Annotated in this window: 15 protein-coding genes; 8 read left to right on the forward strand and 7 right to left on the reverse strand. The window is 67.9% G+C overall.

What is annotated here, in order from left to right; all coding sequences use genetic code 11:
• Positions 1-6: 6 nt before the first annotated feature.
• Together ACWF99_RS10005 and ACWF99_RS10010 are read right to left on the reverse strand one after the other, a co-directional pair.
• Positions 7-408, reverse strand: a complete 402-nt coding sequence (locus ACWF99_RS10005; RefSeq protein WP_358182305.1) for a nuclear transport factor 2 family protein — start codon at positions 406-408, stop codon at positions 7-9.
• Between the two features lie 69 nt (positions 409-477).
• Complete coding sequence (locus ACWF99_RS10010) at positions 478-1,377, reverse strand: RecB family exonuclease (RefSeq protein ID WP_378627409.1); 900 nt, start codon at positions 1,375-1,377, stop codon at positions 478-480.
• Between the two features lie 123 nt (positions 1,378-1,500).
• Here ACWF99_RS10010 and ACWF99_RS10015 point away from each other — a divergent pair, with 123 nt between their 5' ends.
• Positions 1,501-2,334, forward strand: coding sequence for a tRNA (adenine-N1)-methyltransferase (locus tag ACWF99_RS10015; protein ID WP_358121145.1), 834 nt, complete (start codon positions 1,501-1,503; stop codon positions 2,332-2,334).
• Here ACWF99_RS10015 and ACWF99_RS10020 read toward each other — a convergent pair whose 3' ends face one another.
• On the reverse strand, positions 2,335-3,615 hold the full coding sequence (locus ACWF99_RS10020) for an acyltransferase family protein (RefSeq protein ID WP_452535636.1): 1,281 nt from the start codon (positions 3,613-3,615) through the stop codon (positions 2,335-2,337).
• A 195-nt stretch (positions 3,616-3,810) separates the two neighbouring features.
• Positions 3,811-4,341, reverse strand: a complete 531-nt coding sequence (locus tag ACWF99_RS10025; protein WP_378627413.1) for a hypothetical protein — start codon at positions 4,339-4,341, stop codon at positions 3,811-3,813.
• 187 nt (positions 4,342-4,528) lie between these two features.
• Between ACWF99_RS10025 and arc the strand changes: the two genes are divergently transcribed.
• A complete protein-coding gene (arc, locus tag ACWF99_RS10030; RefSeq protein ID WP_056809924.1) occupies positions 4,529-6,289 on the forward strand; it encodes a proteasome ATPase in 1,761 nt (586 codons plus the stop codon).
• Between the two features lie 296 nt (positions 6,290-6,585).
• Here the strand turns inward: arc and ACWF99_RS10035 are convergent, their stop codons facing one another.
• Positions 6,586-7,266, reverse strand: coding sequence for a peptidylprolyl isomerase (locus tag ACWF99_RS10035; protein WP_378627416.1), 681 nt, complete (start codon positions 7,264-7,266; stop codon positions 6,586-6,588).
• Between the two features lie 140 nt (positions 7,267-7,406).
• On the reverse strand, positions 7,407-8,528 hold the full coding sequence (locus tag ACWF99_RS10040; RefSeq protein WP_452535637.1) for a methyltransferase: 1,122 nt from the start codon (positions 8,526-8,528) through the stop codon (positions 7,407-7,409).
• Positions 8,529-8,763: 235 nt separating this feature from the next.
• On the opposite strand from ACWF99_RS10040, the gene ACWF99_RS10045 reads away from it, so the two are divergent.
• Together ACWF99_RS10045 and ACWF99_RS10050 are read left to right on the forward strand one after the other, a co-directional pair.
• Complete coding sequence (locus ACWF99_RS10045) at positions 8,764-9,402, forward strand: TetR/AcrR family transcriptional regulator (RefSeq protein WP_452535638.1); 639 nt, start codon at positions 8,764-8,766, stop codon at positions 9,400-9,402.
• Positions 9,399-10,904 (forward strand): glycosyltransferase family 39 protein, encoded by a 1,506-nt coding sequence (locus tag ACWF99_RS10050; RefSeq protein ID WP_452535639.1) that lies wholly within the window; start codon positions 9,399-9,401, stop codon positions 10,902-10,904. Before ACWF99_RS10045 ends, ACWF99_RS10050 begins: the two co-directional genes overlap by 4 nt.
• Positions 10,905-11,023: 119 nt before the next feature.
• On the opposite strand, the gene ACWF99_RS10055 is transcribed toward ACWF99_RS10050, so the two are convergent.
• Positions 11,024-12,418 (reverse strand): aminotransferase-like domain-containing protein, encoded by a 1,395-nt coding sequence (locus ACWF99_RS10055; protein ID WP_452535640.1) that lies wholly within the window; start codon positions 12,416-12,418, stop codon positions 11,024-11,026.
• 122 nt (positions 12,419-12,540) lie between these two features.
• Between ACWF99_RS10055 and ACWF99_RS10060 the strand changes: the two genes are divergently transcribed.
• From ACWF99_RS10060 to ACWF99_RS10075, 4 genes are read left to right on the forward strand one after another with little or no spacing between them, the layout of a single operon-like run.
• On the forward strand, positions 12,541-13,380 hold the full coding sequence (locus tag ACWF99_RS10060; RefSeq protein WP_378654872.1) for a nitrilase-related carbon-nitrogen hydrolase: 840 nt from the start codon (positions 12,541-12,543) through the stop codon (positions 13,378-13,380).
• Positions 13,380-14,798 carry a dihydropyrimidinase gene (hydA, locus tag ACWF99_RS10065; RefSeq protein WP_452535641.1) on the forward strand — a complete coding sequence of 473 codons (1,419 nt, stop codon included), beginning with the start codon at positions 13,380-13,382 and terminating at the stop codon, positions 14,796-14,798. The genes ACWF99_RS10060 and hydA overlap by 1 nt, the downstream gene beginning before the upstream one ends.
• A gap of 28 nt (positions 14,799-14,826) precedes the next feature.
• The gene (locus ACWF99_RS10070) at positions 14,827-15,870 is read left to right on the forward strand and encodes a TIGR03842 family LLM class F420-dependent oxidoreductase (RefSeq protein ID WP_378627430.1); all 1,044 of its coding nucleotides are present in this window, start codon (positions 14,827-14,829) and stop codon (positions 15,868-15,870) included.
• 31 nt (positions 15,871-15,901) lie between these two features.
• Positions 15,902-16,846: an ABC transporter permease gene (locus tag ACWF99_RS10075; protein WP_378627432.1), complete on the forward strand. Its 945-nt coding sequence runs from the start codon at positions 15,902-15,904 to the stop codon at positions 16,844-16,846.
• The last annotated feature ends 35 nt before the right edge of the window (positions 16,847-16,881 follow it).

The raw sequence follows: 16,881 nt of genomic DNA on the forward strand, positions 1-16,881 counted from the left end.
GCAGCCTCAGGAATCAGCCCGGCTGCTCGCGGTCGCCTCGGCCTTGATCTGTTCGAACTGCGCGCCCATCCGTGCGGCCAGTGCGGTCGCGGCCGACAGCGGACGGACCATCACCATCAGCTCATCGATCTTGCCGTCCTCGTCGAGGTGGACGAAATCGCACCCGGTGAGTTGCTTGCCGTCCACGGTGGCCTCGAACACCAGGGCGTGATCGCGCCCCTCGCCGATCTCGCGCACGTAGCGGAAGTCTTCGAAGACGCGGATCACCGCGCGCAAGATGGCCGCGGTGATGGCCTTGCCGGGATAGGGCTGGAAAGCGACGGGGCTGGTGAAGACCACATTCTCGGCCAGCAATGCCTCGATGGCCGCTTCGTCTCGTGCTTCGACCGCCGTGCGGAAAGGATGCATCTGTCAGCTCACCTCATATTCAACGAGTTGCATAGGGTGTGCGTAGCTTAACCCGCGCAGTGAGTGCGGTCACACGTCTTCGGGGAGACGTTCTGTCACCAGGTCGGCCGGGACCGGGGCCTGGACCGGCCAGCCCGGATAGGGCGGGGGTGTGCCGCCGTACTCGGGGCACAGGGGCTTGAAGTCGCAGTACTTGCACATCGAATTGCGAGTGGGCGGGAAGTCTCCGGTTCGGCCCGCGTCGATGATGGCCTGCCAGAGCGCGGTGAGGATGCGCTGGAAGCGGTCCAGTTCCTCGCGCTCGGGTGTGTAGGTGAGAATGTTCTTGTCGGCCAGATAGATCAGGCGCAGTTGGGCCGGGACGATGTCGCGGGTGCGCAAGATCATCAGCGCGTAGAACTTGAGCTGGAACAGTGCTCGCGCCTCGTGCAGGGGGCCGGGGGAGCGACCGGTCTTGTAGTCGACCACGCGCAGCAGGCCGTTGGGCGCCACGTCGATGCGGTCGACGAAGCCGCGCAGCGGAATATCGCCGTCGAGGTCGACCTCGACCCGTTCCTCGAGCGCGTGCGGCTCGAATCGGCGCGGGTCCTCGAGCTCGTAATAGCTCGCGACCAGCGTGCGCACTTCGTCGAACAGCGCCTCCGGCCCACCCTCGGCGACGAGCTCGTCCACCCCGTCGCGTTCCGCGCGCACACGCTCCCACGCCCCCGGTACCAGCTCGGCGGCCCGTGCCGGCTGACGCTCGGCGGCGGGCAACCCGAACAGGTCTTCCAGCACCGCGTGCACCACGGTCCCGCGTACCGCGGCTCGCGACGGCGGTTCCGGCACCCGATCGATCGCCCGTAACCGGTACTTCAGTGGGCACTGCTTGAAATCGCTTGCCCGCGAAGGCGACAACGCCGGACGCGACCGATGCACCGGCGCGTCGGCGGTGTCGTCGGTCAGGGGCACGGACAAGGGCGCTGACATGTTTCGCAGGTTAACCGCACACACCGACACGATCGCGCGGCCGCCGCGAAATAGCTGACCCGTCGATCGCGCGGATCGCCGCGCCTGGCAGGCTGACAGGTCCATTCGAAGAACGGGAGATCAATGACGGCCAGACGAACCGGTCCATTCGCTATCGGGGACCGCGTGCAGCTGACCGACGGTAAGGGACGCCTCTTCACCGTGGTGCTCGAGGAGGGTAAGGAATTCCATACCCATCGCGGCGGCATCAAGCACGACGACCTCATCGGCAACGACGAGGGCACCGTGGTGAAGTCGGTCAACGGCACCCCGTATCTGGCCCTTCGCCCGCTGCTCACCGACTACGTGCTGTCGATGCCACGTGGCGCCGCGGTGATCTACCCCAAGGACGCCGCCCAGATCGTGCACGAGGGCGATGTGTTCCCGGGCGCGCGGGTGCTGGAAGCCGGCGCCGGTTCGGGCGCGCTGACCTGCTCGCTGCTGCGCGCGGTCGGTCCCGAGGGCGAGGTGATCTCCTACGAGATCCGCGACGACCACGCCGAGCACGCCGTCCGCAACGTGGAGACCTTCTTCGGCGAGCGGCCGGCGAACTGGTCGATCACGATCGCCGACGTGGCGCAGTACGAGGGCCCGCAGGTCGATCGCGTCGTGCTCGACATGCTGGCGCCGTGGGACGCGTTGCCCGCGGTGTCGAAGGCGCTGGTTCCCGGTGGGGTGCTGGTGGTCTACGTCGCCACCGTCACCCAGTTGTCGAAGGTGGTCGAGGCGCTGCGTGAGCAGGAATGCTGGACCGAACCGCGCTCGTGGGAGTCGATGGTGCGTGGCTGGCACGTCGTCGGCCTGGCCGTGCGTCCGGAGCATCGCATGCAGGGCCATACCGCGTTCCTGGTGAGCGCGCGGCGGCTGGCCGAGGGCACCGTCACGCCCAAGCCGCAGCGGCGTCCGTCCAAGGGCTGATCACGCGCGGGTGAGCAGGCGGGCGGCGAGCAACGCTGCCGCCGCGCCTGCGAACCAGAGCCCACCGTCTGCGGTGAGGCCCCATCGGGTGGCTTGCAGGATCGCGATCCCGGCGGCGATCACGGTCAGCACGGTGGCGGCCGAGCGGACGCCCCGCACTGCCGCGACCGGCCCGTCCCACCAGCGCAGCGGTGTGTTCTCGAGGCCACGCAGGCCGAGGAACAGCGCGCCGGTGAGTGGGGCGGTCGCGGTGAGCTGCACCGCCGTGAGCAGCCAGAATCCGGATTCGGTGGGTGCGGCGCGGTCGGCGCCTGCCAGGTGGCTGAGTACCAGCACGGTGAGCAGGGCGGGCATGTGCCACAGGTACAGCGTCATGGCGCCGGTGTTGCCGATGACGGTCGACCACCAGACGCGCGGGCGGGCGGCGAGACGGCGCAGCCAGGGCGCCACGGCGACGGCGGCGCAGCACAGCATCACCGCGTGCCCGGCCAGCAGCAGCGAGGGCGGCGCCAGATTCGACAGCCGTTGGCCCGGCACGGTGACCATGCTCACCTCGTACGGGCCGACCAGGACCAAGAGCGCGTCGGCGACCAGAACCACACCGGCCAGGACCGCCGCGGTCCGCCGGCGCAGCAGGCCACGCAGATACCCGATCCCGAGCACCGCGGGCACCAGCCAGACGACCATGTTGAGGTAGCCGAGCTCGCTCGGCCCGCCGGTGAGCCGCACCGCGTCGACGATCGCCGTGCCTGCCACGATCACCGCGACCGCGGCGAACATCCGGCCACCGCTGGTGATCAGCGCCGCGAGCGACGGCACGAACGCCAGCACCGCCAGGTACGTGCCGAGAAACCACAGCAGCTGCACGCTGGTCACCGCGAGCGGACGATGCCACCCCGGCGCGAGCACCAGATCGGCCACCACCAGCAGCGCCACCGAGGCGGCCACGAAGTAGCCGAGCGGTCGGACCAGCCGCTGGGTGCGCCGGAAAAGCCAAGCGCCCCATGATGTTCCCGGCCCGATGCCGCGCGCACCCGCGGCCACGCCCGCGAAGAAGAACAGCGGAAGCACCTGCAGAACCCAGGTGAGCGGGCGCAACATCGGCAGATCGGCGAGCACATTGCCGAAACGGACCTCGGTGCCCGACACCGTCACGGTCAGCATCAGGCAGTGACCGGCGACGACCACCACCAGCGACGAGATCCGCAGCAGATCCAGGAACCGGTCACGATCGGCCGGGGTGTTCGCGGTGACCACCGCGACACTGGGAACAACGCTCATGCCAGAGACCATCGCAGAATTCGCGCCACCGACACAGCGCGGAACTACCCCGCTCGCTGAGTGAAACTACGGGGGTGTGGCCCGCCGGCCGGCCGCGAGCGATCCAGGCCGGGTGATCTTGTGGCCTGCGTGCGGTGCACAGCGACGACACGGCCGGGGTGGTACTTCGCGGACCGTCCGGGCCGTGCCGATCGGTCAGGCGGGCGTGCAGGGGGCCTGGGCGAAGCCGAGCAGCAGGCAGCCGCTGGCGTCGGAGAGCTTCCACGTGCCGCCCTCCTGCTGCCAGGTGACCGGGAACGCGGGCGCCGTGCCGTGCGGAGAGGTGATCGTCACATCGGCGGTGGCGGTGTCACCACTGGTCGCGACGTTGTCGACGGCGAAGGTCAGGGTGTAGCCGGCGAGCATGCCGTTCATCTGATCGATGTTGGACTTGTGCGCGTCGCCGTTGACGATCAGTTTCGCCTTGTCGTCGGTGGATACTCCGGGATCGGCGAACTTGATCAGCGTCGCCTTCAGGGAATCGGCGGTGGGTGCCGCGGCGTTGTCACCCGAAGGTGCCGGAGTTGCCGAAACGCTGGACGGAGCGGCCGCGATACTGGTACTGCTCGTGGTGGCATTCGTCGAGGAATCGTCGGAATCGCCGCAACCGGTCAGTCCGACGGTGACGGCGAGCGCCGCAGCGGCGGCGGCGACGGTGACACGGATCGTGCGGGGAGGAAGGAGCATGGACAGCAACCTTTCGACTCGTTGGGCGAGTGCCCCGTACGGGGTGTTAGGGGAGCCTAACAGGTGCAAATGTGTGGTTGATGTCGTACCGACCGTACAAGATGTGATCACGACGAAACCATGTCGGAAAGCGAGAACGGACCGCGCCCGGTAGCGTTGATAGACCGGGACTGGGAGGAGCAGCATCATGAGCCCCAACGAGAATTCGGATTCGGCGGCCTGGCGAGAGCTCGAGGCGGTACGCGCCGAGTCGGCTGCTCTTCGCAGGCAACTCGCCGATTCGCCGGATCGCGCACGCGAATTGGAAGCCAGGATCGATTCGCTGACCATCCGCAACGGCAAGTTGATGGACACGCTCAAAGAAGCGCGCCAGCAGCTGATCGCGTTGCGCGAGGAAGTCGATCGTCTCGGCCAGCCGCCGAGCGGATACGGCATCGTCATCCACGCCTACGAGGATCAGACGGTCGACGTCTTCACCTCCGGTCGCAAGATGCGCCTCACCTGCTCGCCCAACATCGACGCCGACGCACTGGAATACGGCCAGACCGTGCGCCTCAACGAGGCACTCACCGTCGTCGAGGCCGGAAATTTCGACGCCATCGGCGAAATCGGCACGCTGCGTGAGATTCTCGACGACGGCAGACGCGCGCTCGTGGTCGGTCACGCCGACGAGGAGCGGGTGGTGTGGCTGTCGGGTCCGCTGTCCAAGATCGCCGAATACGACGACATGGCAGACCCCGATTCGCCGATTCGCAAACTGCGCCCGGGTGATTCGCTGCTGGTCGACACCAAGGCGGGCTTCGCGTTCGAGCGCGTTCCCAAGGCCGAGGTCGAAGACCTTGTGCTGGAAGAGGTTCCCGACGTCGACTACACCGACATCGGTGGCCTCGGCCGTCAGATCGAGCAGATCCGCGACGCGGTGGAACTGCCGTTCCTGCACAAGGATCTGTTCCGTGAGTACGCGCTTCGCCCGCCCAAGGGTGTGCTGCTCTACGGTCCCCCCGGGTGCGGTAAGACGCTGATCGCCAAGGCGGTGGCCAACTCCCTCGCCAAGAAGATCGCCGAATCGCGTGGTCAGGATGCCAAGGAAGCCAAGTCGTTCTTCCTCAACATCAAGGGCCCCGAGCTGCTCAACAAGTTCGTCGGCGAGACCGAGCGTCACATTCGGATCATCTTCCAGCGTGCGCGCGAGAAGGCCTCCGAGGGCACCCCGGTGATCGTGTTCTTCGACGAGATGGACTCGATCTTCCGCACCCGTGGTTCCGGTGTCTCCTCCGATGTGGAGACCACCGTTGTGCCGCAGCTGCTTTCGGAGATCGATGGCGTGGAGGGCCTCGAGAACGTCATCGTGATCGGTGCGTCCAACCGCGAGGACATGATCGACCCCGCGATCCTGCGGCCGGGCCGTCTCGATGTGAAGATCAAGATCGAGCGCCCCGACGCGGAGTCGGCGCAGGACATCTTCTCGAAGTACCTCACCGAGACGCTGCCGCTGCACGAGAGCGATCTGCGCGAGTTCGACGGCGACAAGCAGGCGTGCGTCGAGGCGATGATCGAGAAGGTCGTCGAGCGGATGTACGCCGAGAGCGACGACAACCGGTTCCTGGAGGTCACCTACGCCAACGGTGACAAGGAAGTCCTGTACTTCAAGGACTTCAACTCCGGCGCGATGATCCAGAACATCGTCGACCGGGCGAAGAAGTACGCGATCAAGTCGGTGCTCGACACGGGTAACCCGGGTCTGCGGATTCAGCACCTGTTCGACTCGATCGTCGACGAGTTCGCCGAGAACGAGGACCTGCCCAACACCACCAATCCCGATGACTGGGCCCGGATCTCGGGCAAGAAGGGTGAGCGGATCGTCTACATCCGCACGCTCGTCACCGGCAAGAACGCCTCGGCCAGCCGGGCGATCGACACCGAGTCCAACACCGGTCAGTACCTGTAGTCACGATCTGCGAAGGCCGCGTCCCGGTGGGGCGCGGCCTTCGCGTTTCTGTCCACTTTTTTCACCGAAACGCTGCGCGGTGGCAAGTGAATAGGGCACGCTTCACTTGTTCGTTTCACCTGATGAGGACTTACGAGGAGCGTTGTCATGGCCGGTTCCGCCGCTGAATTGCTGACCGAGATCATCCTGCAGACCATCCAGAACCTGTTCAGTTCGATCAGCGCCGGCTGATCGAACCAGCCTGCTGCGACGAGGGCCGCGTCTCCCGAAACGGGAGGCGCGGCCCTCGTCGTGGATCAGCCCTGTGTGGTGGTCACGGCGTTGAAGACCACATCCGCCACCGGGGTGCCGTCGGCGCCGCCACCCGCGACGCCGGCGTTGGCGACGTTGGTCAGGGCGTCCAGGCCCTCGGTGATGGTGCCGAAGGGGGTGTAGTTCGGGGGCAGCTGGGTGTCGCGGTAGACCAGGAAGAACTGGCTGCCGTTGGTGCCGGGGCCCGCGTTGGCCATCGCGACGGTGCCCGCCGGGTAGACCGCGCCCGCGAGGTTCTCGTCGGTGAACTTGTAGCCGGGGCCGCCCATGCCGGTGGCGGTGGGGTCGCCGCACTGGAGCACGAAGATGCCCTGGGTGGTGAGCCGGTGGCAGCGGGTGTGGTCGAAGTAGCCCTCGCCCGCGAGGAAGGCGAAGGAGTTCACCGTGCGCGGGGCGGCGGCGGCATCGAGCGCGATCGTGACTGTGCCGCAGGTGGTTTCGAGGGTCGCGGTGTGGCTCGCCGCGGTGTCGATGGTGAGCGCCGGTTCGGTCGGCCACTGCTTGCCGTTGGGCTGACCCGCCGCGGCGGGTGTGCAGCCGGGGATCACTGCCTGACGCATCGGTGCGGTCTGCGCGGCGGGGGCGAGTGCCACCAGGGCGGCCGCGGCGATGCCGACGCCGACGAGCGCGCGAATGAAGGGTCGGTCCTGCGAAATGCTGGTCACCTTGGCGGGATCTCCTCGAGAGCGGGTGCTACCGGACGATGTACCGCGCATCCTGCCAGCCGCACCGGCTCGCGTGGGGACAGACCACCGGATCCGGACCGCTCGTCGTGTGATCGACACAGAATCCGGTGCTTTCGGGACTAGCGGGCCCGCAACCGCCACAGCGTGGTCGTCTCGGCGGTGCGGGCCGCGGCGAGGGGGTCGTCGCGATCGGTCGCGCGGGGATGGCGCGGCCGCGTGGTGAGCTTGCCGAGCACGTACAGGCCCGCGTCGTCGAGCAGGCGCGGGATGTGGTCGGCCGGGCGCAGGCCGAGCAGTTCGGCGAGGTCGGACAGCACCAGCCAGCCCTCGCCGTGGGGGGTGAGGTGCGCGCGCAGGTCGCGGGCGAATTCGGTGAGCATCGACTGATCCTGGTCGTAGACACCACGTTCCAGATCCGAAGTCGGTACGCCGGGTAACCAGGGCGGATTGCACACCACGAGATCGGCGCGGCCGGGCGGGTACAGGGCGGGTCCGGTCACGGCGATCATCCGGCCGAAACCGAGCCGTTCGGCGTTGTCCTTCGCGCACCGCAACGCCCGCGGGTTGATGTCGGTGGCGACGATCTCGGGAACGCCGCGGGTGGCGAGCAGCGCGGCCAGCACGCCGGTGCCGGTGCCGAGATCGAACGCGGTGCGGATCTCGGGATCCAGTGGCGCGTCGGCGACGAGATCGACGTATTCGCTTCGGGTGGGCGAGAACACGCCGTATCCGGGATACACCCGCGCTCCGAGCGCGGGGACTTCGACACCCTGCTGCTGCCAGCGATAGGCGCTCACCACACCGAGTAGTTCGGTGAAGGTGACCACGCGTTCGGCGTCCGCCGGACCGTACGCCGCCTCGCACGCCGCTGCCACATCGGGAGCCCGGCGCAGCTCGAGCTCGTAGCCCTTGCCCAGCCGGATCAGGAGACTGCCGAGAATGCCCGCCCGTGCGCGCCTTCGGATTCGCTCGTGTTCGTAGAGCGCGCCGAGATCGCCGCCGGCGGGCTTCTTCGCCGGCTTGCGATCGGCGCGCCGGCCCAGCGCCTGTAACAGTTGGCGACCATTGTTGTAATCGCCCTGCCACAGCAGCGCCTCACCGGCCCTGATGCGGCGATACGCGTGATCGGCCGAGAGCCGGTCGTCGGCGGTGGAGACGGCGCGCGGTACGGGCGCGCCGTTCTCCGAATGCCAGACGGCGGAGTGCTGACTGTGGTCTTCGGTCCAGGCGATGGTGGACACGGGCTGCTCCCGGTGATCGACGGTACTGGTGACTCGAATACGCCGACGCCGGACGCGACGGCCGATTCTCGGTCGGTCGCTACGGCGTGGGAACGCGCGCGACCGCGTCGCCGAGTGTCATGTCGAGCGTCACCACTGCTGCCTTTCCGGGGGAGGGGTCCCTCATTCTGCCGTATCGGCCCAGGCTGACGTCATCTAGGGCGCGGTTACAGGCCGATCGTGCTAAATTCTGACCATGCGGCCAGAAAACAAGCCGGATGGACAACAGCGCTCGTTCATCGAGGAAGCGCGACGGCGCCAGATCATCGCGGCCACCGTCGAAGTGATCTCCGAGGTCGGGTACGGCAACGCGTCGCTGGCCCGGATCGCCGAGCACGCCGGCATCTCCAAGGGCGTGATCTCCTACCATTTCGACGGCAAAGACGAGCTGATGTCACAGGTCGTGACGCAACTGTTCGTCTCCGGTGCCGAGTTCATGTCGCCGATCCTCACCGCCGCGATCGCCGACGGCTACCGCGCCGTCCTGCACGCCTACCTGTCGTCGAATCTGCAATTCATCGACGACAACAAGAGCTACGTCGCCGCTGTCGGCGACATCGTGCTCAATCTGCGCGGCCCGGACGGTTCGCTGCGATTCGACACCCCCGACGGTGACCGGGAGATCATCGCGCCGCTGATCTCGGCGCTGGCCGAGGGGCAGCGCGCCGGCGAGTTCGGCGATTTCGACCCGACCGTGCTGGCGCGTCTGATCCGGGACTCGATCGACGGAATCGCGAACCGGGCGGTGCGGGAAACCGATTTCGATGTGCGCCACTACCGCACGCATCTCATCGAGATGTACGACGCGGTGACGAGGAAGGACGACGACCGATGACAACGACGACGGAATCAACCCAACCCGATGCGGTACGGGAGGTTCCGCCGTTCGCGGTGCTCGGCGTCGGCGCGATCGCGCTGGTGGCCGCGGTCGGACTGTTCGCCGTGCTCGGGCAGTACGGCTTCTTCGGCGACGAGTTGTACTTCCTCGCGGCGGGCGGGCGCCACCTGGCGGTCAGCTACGCCGACCAGGGCCCGCTACTGCCGCTGATCGCTCGGCTGATGGATTCGATCGCACCCGGTTCGCTGGTGGCGCTGCGACTTCCGGCCCTGCTGATCACGGTGGCCGGCATCGTGCTCGCCGCGGCGATCGCGCGGGAAATCGGCGGCGGACGCGGCGCGCAGCTGATCAGCGCGGTCGCCTACGCGACGTCACCGTTCCTGTTCGTGCAGGGCAGCCAGCTCTCCACCAATGCGATCGACGGACCGCTGTGGGTGCTCATCACCTGGCTGCTCGTGCGCTGGGTCCGGACTCGCGCCGATGTGCTGCTGATCATGGCCGGGGTCGTCACCGCGATCGACATGCAGGTCAAATGGCTCATCCCGTTCTTCTGGATCTGCGTCGGAATCAGCGTGCTCGTCTACGGCCCACGCGATCTGTTGCGCAGGCCCGCGCTGTGGATCGGCGCCGCGATCACCGCGGTCGCGATGGTGCCCAGCCTGCTGTGGCAGGCGGCGAACGGATGGCCGCAGCTCGCGATGGGCGGTGTGGTCAGTGCCGAGCAGGAGATGATCGGCGGGCGGTTGATCTTCGTTCCGGTCGCGCTGCTCGCGGCGGGGCTGCTCGGCGCGATCCTGCTGGTTTACGGCACGATCCGGTTGTTCCGCGCGGAATCCCTTCGCCCCTACCGGTTCTTCGGGCTGGTGGTCGTCCTGCTCGTGGTCGCGTTCGTGGCGACCGGCGGGCGGCCCTACTACGCCGTCGGCATCTATCCGATCGCGATGGCGGCCGGGGCGGTCGGGCTGGTCGAGGCGAGGGCCACGTGGCAGCGGATTGCTGCGGTTCCGGTGATCGGACTCTCGGTCGCGCTCGCCGCGTGGTCGCTGCCCTGGCAGCCGGAGTCCTCGATCCCGCCGAGCACCGGTGGCGCGGACCTGCTGCTGCACGGCAAGTTCGGCTGGTCCGACCTGGCCGCGTCGACCGACCTCGCGTACCGGACATTGTCACCGGCCGAGCGCACGCACGCGGTGATCGTCGCCGAATCCTATTGGCAGGCGGGGGCTCTCGAGACCTATCGGCAGCAGTACGGCTGGCCCGCGGTGTACAGCCCGAGTCGTGGGTACGGCTATCTCGGCACTCCGCCGGACACGGCGTCCACGGTGGTCTATGTCGGCGCGCAGCACGAGGAGTTGCGCGCGCACTTCGGATCGGTGACGCCGATCGGCCGGGCCGACGCCCGGCTCGGCTACGCGGGCGCCACCCGTGATGTGACGATCTGGCGCTGCGAACTGCCGGTCCGACCGTGGTCGCAGCTGTGGACCGACCTGCGTGAGATGTAGCACCACAACGCGACCGCGTACGGCCTCCCGTCGGAATCGGCGGACGGAGTGGGCCGCCGGCCGGGGCGGCCGGTGGGCCCAGCCCACCAGGCCGTCGCCGCGCCAGGCGTGATCAGCGTTCAGGATCTGCGGATGCGCCGGTAGGTCGGGGTGGCGGTGGCCGCGGCGGCGAGTTCGGCGGCGAGCCAAGCGATGTCGGTGTCGCCGAGTGCGCCCAGCGTCAGGCGCAGATGGTCGCCGACGGGCCGCTCGCCCGCTTCGAACGGGCCGCCCGGCGCGGCCTTGATGCCCGCGGCGGCGAGGCTGATCATCGCGGCGTTCTCGTCGGAGACCGGGAGCCAGATATTGATGCCGTCGCCCGCGGCCACGACGACATCGTGACGGGCCAGCGCGCGGCGCAGAACGGTGGCGCGCCTGCGGTATTCGAGGCGCGCGCCCGCGACGGTGGCACGAGCCCCGGCATCGTGGAGCATCGTCAGCAGCACGCGCTGTAGCAGCCGGCTGGACCACCCGGGCCCGAGCATCCGGCGTTCGACCACCGGATCCAGCAGTGCCGCGGGCCCTCCCGCGACGGCCAGCCGCAGATCGGCGCCGTGGGACTTGGAATAGGAGCGGATGTAGACCCCGCGATCGGGGAATCGCGCGGCCAGGGAGCGCAGCGGGGTGGTCGCGATGCCCGCGGAGTGGTCGTCCTCGATGATCAGCGCCGGGTACGAGCGCAGTATCGCCGCCAGTTCGCGGACTCTGGCCGCGCCGAGGGAGGCGCCGGTCGGGTTGTTGGCACGCGGTTGCAGGATCACCGCGCGCGGCGCCGGTCCGTCGAACGCGCGCGCGAATTCCTCGGGCCGGAAGCCGGATTCGTCGAGACGGACGGCGATCGGACGTGCGCCGAGGCGGGCGAGCAGGTCGAGAAACGGCGGGAAGCACGGATCCTCGACGATCACCGGATCACCGAAGCTCACGTGGGCGGCGAGGAGTCGGTCCACCGCGTCGAGGGCGCCGTCGAGGACGGTCAGCCGTTCGCACGGCCACGGCCAGTCGGTACGCAGCGCCTCGGCGAGTGCGGGCAGCACCGCCTCGCCGAGATAGTGCGCCGAGAGATCGCCCGGCGCGGTGTCGCGCGAGAGCGCGTGCAGGGCGGCAGCCAGGTCGGGCAGCAGCGCCGGATCGGGGGTGCCGCGCGACAGGTCGACGCGAAAGGCGTTGTCGGAGTGCGAGTGCAGGCGCTGATACCGGCCGATCGGTGCCTCGTGTTTCTCCCCGACGAAGGTGCCCGCCCGTCCGCGCGCGGTGATCGCGCCGGTCGCGGCCAGCGCGCGCCAGGCCTGGCTGACGGTGGCGGGGGACACCCGGAGTTCGCGGGCCACCTCGCGCACGGTGGGCAGTCGGGTACCGGGAGCGAGTGCGCCCGAACGGATGCGGCGACCGATCGCGGCGGCGATCCCGGCGGCGGTTCGTTCGTCGAGGTCCCCGGCGAAGTCCGCGGGCAGTGCGGTCGGCGAGGCTTCGGTCATTGACTCATTCTGCGGGGTTGTGCGCGGCCGATCCGGGGTGCGCGCCAACGTTTACGGCACCGAAACTGTTTCCGCGCTCTTGTAACACAACAGAATCAGTTGTAGGTGCAGTATAACAAAGCATGGGAATCGTCAGAGCGGCGCTCGTCCAGACCACCTGGACCGGTGACAAAGAATCAATGACCACGGCGCACGAGGACTACGCACGGGAGGCGGCGGCGCAGGGTGCGCAGGTGATCTGCTTCCAGGAGCTGTTCTACGGCCCGTATTTCTGCCAGCTACAGGACACCAAGTTCTACGAGTACGCCGAATCGGTACCGGGCCCGACGACGGAACGGTTCGCCGCTCTGGCCGCCGAGCTGAACATGGTGATGGTGTTGCCGGTGTACGAGCGTGAGATGGACGGGTTGCTCTACAACACGGCGGCTGTGATCGACGCCGATGGCTCCTACCTGGGCAAATACCGTAAGCATCACATCCCGCAGGTGACCGGATTCTGGGAGAAGTTCTACTTCCGGCCGGGCAATCTCGGCTGGCCGGTATTCGACACCGCGGTCGGCAAAGTAGGCGTCTATATCTGTTACGACCGCCATTTCCCGGAGGGCTGGCGAGCGCTCGGCCTCGCGGGCGCCGAAATCGTGTTCAATCCCTCGGCGACGTCGAGGGGGCTTTCCAGCTATTTGTGGAAACTCGAGCAGCCGGCCTCGGCGGTGGCCAACGAGTATTACGTCGGTGCGATCAACCGGGTCGGCATCGAGAGCGAATACGGCGACGACGACTTCTACGGCACGAGCTATTTCGTCGACCCCGAGGGGAAGTTCGTCGGCGAGGTCGCCTCCGACACTTCGCCGGAATTGGTTGTCCGTGATCTCGATATGGATCTGATCAAGATCGTGCGCGAGAGATGGGCGTTCTATCGCGACCGTCGCCCGGAGGCCTACGGACCGTTGGTGACCCCCTGATGCGTACCTTCATCCACGGCGGGACCGTGGTGAGCGCCACCGGGTCCCAGCTGCTCGACGTGCTGATCGACGACGAGACGATTGTCGCTGTCCTGCAACCGGGTTCGACCGCGCTCGGCGCTGATCTGGCGGCCGACGCGGACACGGTGATCGACGCGACCGGCAAGTACGTGATCCCCGGCGGTGTCGACGGGCACACGCACATGCAGCTGCCGTTCGGCGGCACCGAGGCCAGCGACACCTTCGAAACCGGGACCAGGGCAGCGGCCTGGGGCGGCACCACCACGATCGTCGACTTCGCGGTGCAGAAGCCGGGCCAGCGGGTGCAGGACACCCTCGCGGAGTGGCACGACAAGGCCGCCGGGCGGTGCGCGATCGACTACGGCTTCCATCAGATCATCGGCGATGTCAACGACGAATCCCTCAAGGGGATGAGCGAACTCGTCAGCGAAGGCGTCACCAGCTTCAAGCTGTTCATGGCCTATCCGGGGGTCTTCTACTCCGACGACGGCCAGATCCTGCGCGCCATGCAGTCCGCGGGCGACCTCGGCGCGCTGATGATGATGCACGCGGAGAACGGCATCGCCATCGACGTCCTCGTCGAACAGTCTCTCGCCCGCGGTGACACCTCGCCCTACTTCCACGGCACCAGCCGTCCGTGGCAGATGGAAGAGGAGGCCACCCATCGCGCGATCATGTTGGCACAGTTGACCGGTGCCCCGCTGTATGTGGTGCACGTATCGGCGAAACAGGCGATGCAGCAGATCGTCACCGCGCGTGACAACGGGCAGAACGTGTTCGCCGAGACCTGTCCGCAGTACCTGTACCTCTCACTCGAAGAACAGCTGGGCGCACCGGGTTTCGAGGGTGCCAAGTGGGTCTGCTCGACACCGCTGCGCTCGCGCGCCGAGGGACATCAGGACGAGCTGTGGCGCTTCATCCGCACCGGTGACGTCACCGCGGTGAGCACCGACCACTGCCCGTTCTGCATGAAGGACCAGAAAGAGCTCGGTGTGGGCGATTTCAGCAAGATCCCGAACGGGATCGGCGGGGTCGAGCACCGGATGGATCTGCTGTTCCAGGGTGTCAAGGACGGGCGGATCTCGCTCGAACGCTGGGTGGAGGTCTGCTGCACCACCCCGGCCCGGATGTTCGGTATGTACCCGCGCAAGGGCGTGATCAGCCCGGGTGCCGACGCCGATGTCGTGATCTACGACCCCAACGGGCACACCAGCATCGGCCTCGGCAAGACCCACCACATGAACATGGACCACTCGGCGTGGGAGGGCTTCGAGATCGACGGACACGTCGACACCGTCCTGTCACGCGGCCGGGTGATCGTCGACGACGGCGCCTACCACGGTCGCGCCGGGCACGGCCGGTTCCTCCGGCGCGGCCTGTCACAGAACCTGCTGTAGAAACCAACTGCCGAAACGGAGAGTGCCGATGGACATCGGAGTCGTCCTGCAGTGCACACCACCCTCGTCGCGGGTGATCGAACTGGCCAGAGTGGCCGAAACCCACGGGTTCTCGCACGTGTGGACCTTCGACTCGCACCTGCTCTGGCAGGAGCCCTATGTGATCTACAGCCAGATCCTGGCCGCCACCCGGAAGGTGACCGTGGGGCCCATGGTCACCAACCCGGCCACCCGGGACCAGACGGTGACCGCGTCCGTGTTCGCCACGCTCAACGAGATGTTCGGCAACCGCACGATCTGCGGCATCGGGCGTGGTGACTCGGCGGTCCGCACCGTCGGGAACAAGCCGACGACGTTGGCCACCCTGCGCGAATCGGTGGAGGTGATCAGGGAACTGGGCAACGGTCGCAGCGCCCGCGTCGGTGACGTCGAGGTGCGATTCCCGTGGGCCGCCGATTCGCGGCTCGAGGTGTGGGTGGCCGGATACGGGCCCAAGGCACTCGAGCTCACCGGGCAGGTCGCCGACGGGTTCATCCTGCAACTCGCCGACCCCGACATCACCGCATGGACCATCGGCAGGGTGCGTGCGGCGGCAGCGGCGGCAGGCCGAGATCCACTGTCGGTGAAGATCTGTGTCGCCGCGCCCGCCTACGTCACCGACGGATCGCAGGCCGCCCTGGAACACGCCCGTGACCAGTGTCGCTGGTTCGGCGGCATGGTCGGCAACCACGTCGCCGACATCGTCGCGAAATACGGTACGGGCGGCGATGTTCCGGCGGCGCTGACCGACTACATCGCCGGCAGGCAGGGCTACGACTACAACCAGCACGGGCGGGCGGGCAACACGCATGCCGATTTCGTCCCCGACGAGATCGTGGACCGGTTCTGCCTGATCGGGACCCCGGACGAGCAGCTCACCCGGTTGTGGGAGCTCGAGCAGCTCGGCGTCGGCCAATTCGCGGTGTATCTGCAGCACGATGCCAAAACGGCCACGCTCGAGGCCTATGGCGAGCAGGTGCTGCCGCGGCTGAATCGGCAGGTCACCGCGATCCGAGCGGCCGGTCTGTCATGATCGCCGGTCAACCGCGGGTGGGAGTGCGCCGATGACCACGGTGACCATCGATCCGGCGACAGCTGTTGTCCCGCAGAAGATCCGAGCCTCCACGCCCGGTCGGACCCGGTTGCTGCGCGCGGTCTACGCGGCGAGCGCGTTCGTGCTCGTGGCGGTGATCTGGGAGCTGGTGAAGGTGCTGGTGCCCGCCGACGGTGTGAGCATCGCGGGCACCCGAGTACTTCCCCGCACCAGCGACGGCGCGCTCCCGCACGTCTGGGCTGTGTTCACCGTGCTCGGCGACCCGGACGGCAAGGGCACCGTCGGCGAGACACTGCTGCGCACGGCGATGTTCACGCTGGGTCTGTCGGTGCTCGCGTTGTTGCTGGGCGCGGTGGTCGGCGTGGCGCTGGCGGTCGCGATGCAGCGCTTCGGCTGGCTCGAACGCGGCCTGCTGCCGTATGTGGTGCTGTCGCAGACGGTTCCGCTGATCGCGCTCGCGCCGCTGGTGGCGGCATGGGGCGGCAAACTGTCCATCGGTGGTGAGCCGTGGCGGCCGTGGATGAGCATCGTGGTGATCGCGGCCTATCTCGCCTTCTTCCCGATCGCCATCGGGATGCTGCGCGGGCTACAGGCGCCGTCGGCGGCCTCGGTCGAATTGATGCGTAGCTGTTCGGCCGGGTGGTGGGCGACGTTGACGCGCCTGCGGTTTCCCGCCGCTGTTCCCTCGTTGATTCCGGCACTACGCCTGGCCGCCGCGGCCGCGGTGATCGGCGCGGTCGTCGCCGAGATCTCCACCGGCACCGCGGGCGGCATCGGGCGGCAGATCATCGTGTTCTCCCAGCAGGCCACCGGCGATTCGGCCCGGCTGTACGCCGCCGTGCTCGCCGCCGCGCTGCTCGGCGTCGTCCTCACCGCGCTGGTGGGTCTGGTGGAGCTGGCGCTACGCCGCTACAGCCACCCGCCGGGCACCGACGCGTCGAGCGAGGGCCGATGAGCGCCGCCGAAACACTCTCCACGACAACGTTTCAG

Source organism: Nocardia sp. NPDC055002, assembly GCF_053608825.1.

What these genes read in the sequence shown, in the direction of transcription:
- ACWF99_RS10010 (WP_378627409.1), bottom strand. Translation starts at nt 1,377, where the DNA reads ATGTCAGCGCCCTTGTCCGTGCCCCTGACCGACGACACCGCCGACGCG.
- ACWF99_RS10020 (WP_452535636.1), bottom strand. Translation starts at nt 3,615, where the DNA reads ATGAGCGTTGTTCCCAGTGTCGCGGTGGTCACCGCGAACACCCCGGCC.
- ACWF99_RS10060 (WP_378654872.1), top strand. Translation starts at nt 12,541, where the DNA reads ATGGGAATCGTCAGAGCGGCGCTCGTCCAGACCACCTGGACCGGTGAC.
- arc (WP_056809924.1), top strand. Translation starts at nt 4,529, where the DNA reads ATGAGCCCCAACGAGAATTCGGATTCGGCGGCCTGGCGAGAGCTCGAG.
- ACWF99_RS10045 (WP_452535638.1), top strand. Translation starts at nt 8,764, where the DNA reads ATGCGGCCAGAAAACAAGCCGGATGGACAACAGCGCTCGTTCATCGAG.
- ACWF99_RS10055 (WP_452535640.1), bottom strand. Translation starts at nt 12,418, where the DNA reads ATGACCGAAGCCTCGCCGACCGCACTGCCCGCGGACTTCGCCGGGGAC.
- ACWF99_RS10025 (WP_378627413.1), bottom strand. Translation starts at nt 4,341, where the DNA reads ATGCTCCTTCCTCCCCGCACGATCCGTGTCACCGTCGCCGCCGCCGCT.
- ACWF99_RS10070 (WP_378627430.1), top strand. Translation starts at nt 14,827, where the DNA reads ATGGACATCGGAGTCGTCCTGCAGTGCACACCACCCTCGTCGCGGGTG.
- hydA (WP_452535641.1), top strand. Translation starts at nt 13,380, where the DNA reads ATGCGTACCTTCATCCACGGCGGGACCGTGGTGAGCGCCACCGGGTCC.
- ACWF99_RS10075 (WP_378627432.1), top strand. Translation starts at nt 15,902, where the DNA reads ATGACCACGGTGACCATCGATCCGGCGACAGCTGTTGTCCCGCAGAAG.
- ACWF99_RS10015 (WP_358121145.1), top strand. Translation starts at nt 1,501, where the DNA reads ATGACGGCCAGACGAACCGGTCCATTCGCTATCGGGGACCGCGTGCAG.
- ACWF99_RS10050 (WP_452535639.1), top strand. Translation starts at nt 9,399, where the DNA reads ATGACAACGACGACGGAATCAACCCAACCCGATGCGGTACGGGAGGTT.
- ACWF99_RS10005 (WP_358182305.1), bottom strand. Translation starts at nt 408, where the DNA reads ATGCATCCTTTCCGCACGGCGGTCGAAGCACGAGACGAAGCGGCCATC.